The organism is uncultured Chloroflexus sp., assembly GCF_937951745.1.
GTDB lineage: Bacteria > Chloroflexota > Chloroflexia > Chloroflexales > Chloroflexaceae > Chloroflexus.
The window spans coordinates 90,093-97,758 of record NZ_CALFBQ010000047.1 but is presented as its reverse complement, the minus strand read 5'-3'; the positions used below and the strand labels follow the sequence as shown (position 1 = coordinate 97,758).

Annotated in this window: 5 protein-coding genes and 1 tRNA gene; 3 read left to right on the top strand and 3 right to left on the bottom strand. The window is 59.7% G+C overall.

Annotation, left to right across the window (positions count from 1 at the left end; genetic code table 11):
• The first annotated feature begins 268 nt into the window (after window positions 1–268).
• The 3 genes from Q1A59_RS11875 (at window position 269) to Q1A59_RS11865 (ending at window position 3,823) form a co-directional block, all read left to right on the top strand.
• Window positions 269–2,380, top strand: coding sequence for a SulP family inorganic anion transporter (locus Q1A59_RS11875; RefSeq protein WP_299645013.1), 2,112 nt, complete (start codon window positions 269–271; stop codon window positions 2,378–2,380).
• Window positions 2,381–2,439: 59 nt separating this feature from the next.
• On the top strand, window positions 2,440–3,420 hold the full coding sequence (locus tag Q1A59_RS11870) for a fructose-bisphosphatase class II family protein (RefSeq protein WP_298402420.1): 981 nt from the start codon (window positions 2,440–2,442) through the stop codon (window positions 3,418–3,420).
• A 326-nt stretch (window positions 3,421–3,746) separates the two neighbouring features.
• A tRNA-Arg gene (locus Q1A59_RS11865) sits at window positions 3,747–3,823 on the top strand.
• Window positions 3,824–4,414: 591 nt separating this feature from the next.
• On the opposite strand, the gene Q1A59_RS11860 is transcribed toward Q1A59_RS11865, so the two are convergent.
• The 3 genes from Q1A59_RS11860 to trpS form a co-directional block, all read right to left on the bottom strand.
• A complete protein-coding gene (locus tag Q1A59_RS11860; protein WP_298402418.1) occupies window positions 4,415–4,936 on the bottom strand; it encodes a methylated-DNA--[protein]-cysteine S-methyltransferase in 522 nt (173 codons plus the stop codon).
• A 3-nt stretch (window positions 4,937–4,939) separates the two neighbouring features.
• Window positions 4,940–6,457, bottom strand: coding sequence for an anthranilate synthase component I (gene trpE, locus Q1A59_RS11855; protein ID WP_298402416.1), 1,518 nt, complete (start codon window positions 6,455–6,457; stop codon window positions 4,940–4,942).
• Window positions 6,458–6,522: 65 nt separating this feature from the next.
• Window positions 6,523–7,533 carry a tryptophan--tRNA ligase gene (gene trpS / locus Q1A59_RS11850; RefSeq protein WP_298402415.1) on the bottom strand — a complete coding sequence of 337 codons (1,011 nt, stop codon included), beginning with the start codon at window positions 7,531–7,533 and terminating at the stop codon, window positions 6,523–6,525.
• Window positions 7,534–7,666: the final 133 nt, after the last annotated feature.

Below are 7,666 nucleotides of genomic sequence, written 5' to 3'. Positions count from 1 at the left end.
GCTGGTCTGTCGCAGCGGGAGGCGAAGTATGCGCGCGGTGGCGTTGCTGGCCGGACGCACCCCGCCGCCTCAGGTACTCGAAGGGGGTATGCTGGCGTGGGCAGCGGCTAATCTGCTTGAGGCAGTCGAGTAGCGCCATTGCAGTGCAACGGCACTGATAGTGCCACCGCATCTCAAAATCGCGGTATGATAATAACCGTATTCACAATCAGTTCCCAATCACGATTGAATCAGCGGGCCAGCGGCCCGCGCTCCTAAGCACGACGTTATGATTGACTACATACGTTCGGTTGCCACGCTCTTCATGCAGCCCATCCGGTTGGCCCGCACCTACCCACTCGATGCGCTGCGGGCCGATCTGTTTGCCGGCATCACCGTCGGTCTAGTCTTACTACCGCAAGGATTAGCCTTCGCCATTCTGGCCGGCTTACCGCCGATCGTTGGTTTGTATAGCGCGATGACCGCCACCATTGTCGGCGCATTGTGGGGGTCATCTTCACACCTCAACAGTGGCCCCTCAACTACTGGCGCCATTCTGACCCTCTCGGTCTTGTTGCCCATTGCGCCGATCGGCAGCGAAGCGTTTGTGCTTGCGGCGAGTATGATTGCCGTTATGGCCGGCGTGATTCGGTTGTTGATGGGCATAGCGCGACTAGGGATGCTAGTCACGTTTATCTCTGATGCAGTGGCAGTCGGTTTTACGGCTGGGTCCGGTCTGCTCATTTTCTTCAATCAAATCGGGCCAATTGTGCGAATCTCGATCTCACCCGGCGCCGGCATTCCGACGATTCTTGCCGAGACCTTCACCCAACTTGCCGCCATTCACTGGCCATCATTAGCAATAGGAGCAACGACGATTGCGCTGATCTACCTTATTCCACGGATCACTCGCAAATTGCCGGCAGCACTCTTGAGCATGGCCATCGTCACAATAATAACGGCTCTCTTCGGCGCCGAACAATATGGTATTCGCTTAATGGGCGACATCCCACCGGGTTTTCCGCCCCTCGCCAATCTACCAATCTTCGATCTCAACTTGATTGGCCAACTCGCCAATGGCGCGCTCGCTTTGGCAATCATCGGTCTGGTGGAAGCGATTGCGATCGGGCGCGCGATTGCCGGTTACACTGGCCAGCGTATCGACAGCAACCAAGAGTTTGTCGGCCAAGGCTTGGCGAATATTGTCTCCGGCATCTTTTCGGGCATGCCCTGCTCTGGATCGTTCAACCGCTCGGCGCTAGCGTATCAGGCCGGCGGCAAGACAGCCCTGACCGCTATCATTTCAGGGGTGACAGTGTTGCTGGGAACGGCGATTCTGAGCGATGTGCTAGAGATGATTCCCCGTCCAGCGATTGCCGGTACGCTGATGGTTGCTTCGCTCGGCATGGTTGATCGACAGGGGATGGTACGAATTTGGCGCGGGTCACGCGGCGAAGCGGTGATTATGGTGGTGACGCTGGCGCTGACCCTCACCTTGCCGCTGCAATTCGCCATCCTGATCGGTGTGTTGATGTCGCTCGGCTATTACCTGCTGCGCACAGCTACCCCCCGCGTCGAGGCGGTCGTTCCTGATCCCGACTTTCGCCACTGGGAGAGCGCCCACGGCCGCCCTACCTGCCCCCAGTTGCTGGTGGTCGATCTGCAAGGTGACCTCTACTTCGGCGCGGTCAACCACGTCGAAGAGCACTTGGTGCGCCTGCTCGACCACCACCCGAGCGTGAGGTTTATGCTCTTGCGTATGCACAGCGTCAACCAATGCGATGTCAGCGGCATCCGCGCCCTCGACACCATCCGCCGCATCTTGCGCGTGCGCGGCGGTGACCTCTACTTCGTGCGCGTGCGGGCCAGCGTGATGTACCGGATGCAGATCAGCGGCTTCTACGAGCAGCTTGGCCCCGAACGCTTCCTCGATGAAGACAAAGCCATCGAGTTTCTCTTCCACCGCGTGCTCGACCCCGCCGTCTGCATCTACGAATGCGACCGCCGCGTCTTCCGCGAATGCCAAGAGCTGCCCAAGCAGACGCTACCGGGTCACTTGGCGATCCCACTGCTCGACGGCAAGTCACCGGCCCAGATCGCCCCCCGCCCGTTGTGGGAGGCGTTGCATAGCCCGCAGCCGCCCTTAGTCATTGACGTGCGCGAACCGCGCGAATTTCAGCGCGGCCACATTCCGGGCGCGCGCAACATTCCGCTTTCACGGCTGATTCACGAACGCGACGCCGTGCCGGCGGGGCCAGTCGTGCTGGTCTGTCGCAGCGGGAGGCGAAGTATGCGCGCGGCGGCGTTGCTGGCCGGACGCACCCCGCCGCCTCAGGTACTCGAAGGGGGTATGCTGGCGTGGGCAGCGGCTAATCTGCTTGAGGCAGTCGAGCAATTCTAACAGAACATGAGAGCGATATTGCCATACCACGTTTCTCTGCGACAGCGAGGAAAACAAAGATGGAAATCCCAATATCACAACGGCTCAGCCCCAACACCGGCCTTGATCTGGTACGCGCAACCGAAGCGGCAGCTATTGCGGCTGCTCGCCTCATGGGACGCGGCGAAATCGAAGAGGCTGATCGAGCTGCTGCGGCAGCGATGGCAGCAGCGTTAGCTAACCTTGAACTCGATGGCCGGCTGGCAATGGGTGAAGAGGTGCGGGCAATGGCAACAACACCGCTAATCAGTGGGACGCGGGTTGGTACCGGCGATGGCCCGCCAGCCGATTTGATCGTTGACCCCATTGATGGTCGGCGCCAGTTAGCGCAAGGGCGGGCCGGCGCGGTCTCGTTTGCCGCCGTGACCAATCGCGGCGCGCTGTGGGCGCCACATCCAGCCGCATACATGGAAAAGATCATCGTCGGCCCGGAAGTCGCGCCCTATCTGGTGCCGGAATGCCTCGACGCGCCAGCCGGCTGGACGCTGGCGCTAGTGGCGCGCGCTACCCGGCGCACGGTGCGTGATCTGGTCGTCTTTGTGCTCGATCGGCCCCGCCATGCCCACCTGATCGAAGAGATCCGGTCGGCTGGCGCGCGGGTTATGCTGGCCGATGATGGCGATATCTACGGCGCCCTGCTCGCAGCCATGCCCGGCACTAATGTTGATCTCCTGATGGGGATCGGCGGCGCGCCGGAGGGAGTACTGGCGGCCTGCGCGATCAAATCGCTGGGTGGGGCGATGCTAGCCCGGCTCGCCCCCCAGAGCGAAGCCGAGCGCGACGCGATTACTCGTGCTGGCCTTGATTCCAAACGCATCTTGACCTGCGATGATATCGTAAGCAGTGAACAGATTTTCTTTGTCGCCACCGGTATCACCGATAACATCTTACTGCGCGGCGTGCGCTTGGCTGGTGATCGGGCAGAAACCAACTCACTCATCCTGCGCTGTGAAACCCGTACCCGTCGCTTGATCTTCGCCGAGCATTTGTTGACGGGGTGAAGAGAGAGCAAGGAGGTTGCCTACTTGGCGATGGCGAGACGCAATGCGCGCTTCCAACAACACGTAGCGTGATAGATGCCCCCTTCTCTGCAAACGGGAGCAGGGAGATTTTAGGCGTCCTCATGACCAAAACGAACGATACAACAGAGAGGTTTGACGAACAACGCCACCCTTGCAAAAGGCCATTGGGCGAGATGAGCATTCCAAACCGGTATGATTCAATTCGCGCCTAAACAAGCTTACGCGCCGCTGCCGACTCCTTCCGGCGTAAGACCGATTTGCATCTTTGCCGAGATTGTGCTATAATCCGGGGGTGAAATGAATACGACCCCGTAGCTCAGTGGATTAGAGCGTTTCCCTGCGGAGGAAAAGGTCGCGCGTTCGAGTCGCGCCGGGGTCGCCAGTCAGCCCGCCGTATTGGCGGGTTTTGTTTTGCCCACACTCTCTCCACTCCACTAGGTAGGGAACCCGACCATAAAGCGCCGGGCTAGGCTGACGAAGCCCGCTGCGCGGGCTGACACCCTCACCCCCGGCCCCTCTCCTACCTGACGGCGGGCAAGGGGAACCACGACGTTACCGCAGAGACCCTTGCGCAACCGAACGCCATTTCGCCCCGTTCCCGCGCTAGTAAACACGGAGACGGGGGTGAGGGTGAAGCGGCCCATCTCGGTGCTGTGATTGACCCCGTCCCCCTTCCCCTCCCCTAGTGGGGGAGGGGCACTTGGTTCCTCCCTTGCTTGCTGGGAGAGGACCGAGATGAGGGTCACAAACGCTGCTCCCCGTCTTTCATTGCGAACCGAGCGTAGCGAAGCGGAGCCATCTCCACCTTCAGCGGGAAGGGGCGCTCACCGCAATGGCACAGGTTGCAGCAGGTGATAACAGCGAGGCACGGTTGGCGGCAGTGCCGCCAGCGGGTTCATGCTCGCTACCGCACACCTCTCCCGCACAATGAAAAGCGCACCCACTCCGCGCAGTAGGGCACCATCACCAGATGTTATCCCTCTGGCAACAATCCCCCCTCGAGCGCCAACAAAGCCCGCTTACGCTCGATCCCCCACCGAAAACCATGCAACTTACCATCAGCGCCGATCGCGCGATGGCACGGCACCACCACCGCCAGCGGATTGGTTGCGCAGGCCCGGCCCACAGCCCGCGCCGCCGTTACCGGCAGGCCAAGGTCGCAGGCCAGTTGGCCGTAGGTGCGGGTGCTGCCGCGCGGGATGGCCAGTAGCGCCTGCCATACCCGCTGTTGAAACGGTGTACCGTAGAGATCGAGCGGCAATGGCGGCAGATTAGCCTCATTGCGCAGATAGGCCGCAATCGCCGCAACAGCAACCTCTGGCAGTGAACCACCAATGATCGGCGTTGCCCGGAATTCAGCGCAGAGCACAGTCAGGAGCATCGCATCGTCATCACCAAGATAAACGGCGCACAGACCGTTGACGGTCGCAGCAGCCAACACCCGGCCGAGCGGGCTATCGGTGAACGCAACAGCAATTGGATCATTGTCCATCATTGTTTATGACTGAACGCCAGCTTGCAACTCTTCCGCCAGATCGATCGCGCGCAACGATGCCGCCGCTTTGTTGCAACTTTCGTTGAATTCGTATTCGGGTGTGCTGTCGGCGACCACGCCAGCGGCGGCTTGGGCGTAGGCCACACCGTCTTTAACGATCAAGGTGCGCAAGGCGATACAGGTATCAAGGTCACCGTTGAAGCCGAGGTGGCCAACTGCACCGGCATAGACGCCGCGCTGCTCACCTTCGAGTTCGGCGATGATCTCCATCGAGCGTATCTTGGGCGCGCCGGTGACGGTGCCGGCAGGGAAGCAGGCGCGCAGCGCGTCGATCGGCTTCAGATCAGCACGCAGCCTACCGGTGACCTCCGATACAATATGTTGCACGTGGCTGTATTTCTCGATAGTCATAAAGACCGGCACCTGCACTGTGCCGGGTTCGCTGATCCGGCCCAGATCGTTCCGACCTAAATCCACCAGCATCAGATGCTCGGCACGCTCTTTCTCATCGGCCAGCAGCTCGGCGGCCAATCGCTCGTCTTCGGCAGCATCGCGCCCGCGCCAACGGGTGCCAGCAATCGGGCGGGTCGTTACCTTGCCGTCGCGCACCTGCACCAACATTTCGGGCGACGCGCCGACCAGATCGCCTTCACCGGTGCGAATGTAAAACATATACGGCGAAGGGTTGATCGTGCGCAGGGCGCGATAAATGGTGAAGCTGTCGGCGCTGGTGGCCTTGCTAAAGCGTTGCGAAATCTGCACTTGGAAGATGTCGCCGGCCATGATGTACTCTTTAGCCCGCAACACTGCCGCCTTAAACTCAGCTTCGGTACGGTTCGAGACCGCCGGATTCGGCACGGTACGCGCCGGCGTGTTATGCGGCTCGTAGTTACGCAAGCTGAAACCAATAGTCGGCGGCAACGGCTTTTGCAGCCGGGCAATCAACGTCTCGATCCGATGGACGGCACGCTGATACTCGGCGGCTAGATCCTCGACATCGAGATGGACGTGCGAGATAACAATGATTTTGTGGCGGACGTGATCGAAGGCAAGCAACGTATCAACAAACATCCACCAGCTATCGGGCATGTCGTAGGGACGCACCGGCGGTACCGGCAGTCGCTCGAAGTAGCGGGCCGACTCGTAAGCGAGATAGCCAACTGCGCCACCGACAAAGATCGGCAGGTTGGGCAGGCGGATCGGGCGGTAGGCGTTGAGATAGCTCTCAAGCACGATCAGCGGATCGGTGTACGAGAGGGTCTGCTTATAGCCACCATGGGTCGCCTGCGCCACGCCGTCGTGCATGCGCAGCACCATATAGGGATCGCTGCCGATGAACGAATAACGCCCCACATTCTGCCCGCCGGTCACGCTTTCCAACAGAAAGCCGAGACCATTCTGCGCGATCTTGAGATAGGCCGATACCGGCGTTTCCAGATCGGCCATAATCTCGCGGTAGATCGGGCAGAGGTTGCCCTGCCGACGCAATTCGTACATCTGGTCAAGAGTTGGGTAATACATGTTGATATCCTTACAATCGTGATGCTTCCGTAACGACGCACCGCCGCGCGCCGTCACCGGCGGGATTATTTGCGATCATTCGGCAACACAAACCCTACCCGCTCAAGGATGAGGGTCATCTTGGGTTCGGCAACGGCGCGAGCCTGTTCGGCGCCAATGGCCAGAATCCGATCTAGCTCAGCCGGATCGTTCATCAACTGGTAGTAGCGCTCGCGGATGGGACGGAGCGACTCGACCACAACCTCGGCCAGTTCCTTCTTGAGTGCGCCATAGCCTTTACCAGCAAAATGAGCCTCGATCTCAGATCGACTCTTTCCGGTAAGCAGCTCATAGATTTGCAAGAGATTGTTGACGCCGGCCCGTTCTGGGTCATCGCTAAAGCGAATCTCGTTGTAGGAATCGGTCACTGCACGCTTAATCGCCCAGCGAATCTCGTCGGGGTCATCGACAATCCGAATAGCATGACCACGAGCCGTTTCCGACTTACTCATCTTCACTGCCGGATTATCCAACCCCATAATGCGGGCACCACTCTCGCGGATCACCGGCTTGGGAATGACGAAGGTCTCGCCGTAGAGATGGTTGAAGCGCTGGGCCAGATCGCGGGTCAGCTCAATATGCTGCTTCTGATCCTCGCCCACCGGCACCTCATCGGCATCGTAGAGCAAAATGTCAGCGGCCATCAGCACCGGATAGGTGAGCAAACCGGTCATCACGCTCTCTTGCTTTTGTGCTTTGGTCTTGTATTGGGTCATACGTTCGAGCCACCCCAACGGCGTGACGCAGCTAAAGACCCACGAACATTCGGCATGGGCGCGCACGTGGCTCTGCACAAAGAGCGTCGTCTGTTGCGGATCGATCCCGCAGGCAAGCAACAGCGCGGCGAGTTCGCGGGTTTGCTGGCGCAGCGCCGCCGGCTCTTGCGGCACCGTAATCGCGTGCAGGTCAACGATACAGATAAAGTTAGTCTTCTGGCCCTGCCCCGCGACCCACTGCTGGATGGCACCCAAATAGTTACCGATATGCAGATTGCCCGAAGGCTGAATGCCGGAAAAGACCCGTGGTTTGCGATCCATAAGCTAACCTCTTGTCAATGTCTACCGCAAAGGTGTGGTACGAGTAAGCCAACTATCTTTACCGCCGAGATCACAGAGAACGACGAAGGGAAACTCCATGCGGTCTGCGTCTCATCGGAGCATTTCCTCAACA

Excerpts from the sequence above, each read along its gene's own strand:
- Q1A59_RS11875 (WP_299645013.1), top strand. The coding sequence starts at position 269 with ATGATTGACTACATACGTTCGGTTGCCACGCTCTTCATGCAGCCCATC.
- Q1A59_RS11870 (WP_298402420.1), top strand. The coding sequence starts at position 2,440 with ATGGAAATCCCAATATCACAACGGCTCAGCCCCAACACCGGCCTTGAT.
- Q1A59_RS11860 (WP_298402418.1), bottom strand. The coding sequence starts at position 4,936 with ATGATGGACAATGATCCAATTGCTGTTGCGTTCACCGATAGCCCGCTC.
- trpE (WP_298402416.1), bottom strand. The coding sequence starts at position 6,457 with ATGTATTACCCAACTCTTGACCAGATGTACGAATTGCGTCGGCAGGGC.
- trpS (WP_298402415.1), bottom strand. The coding sequence starts at position 7,533 with ATGGATCGCAAACCACGGGTCTTTTCCGGCATTCAGCCTTCGGGCAAT.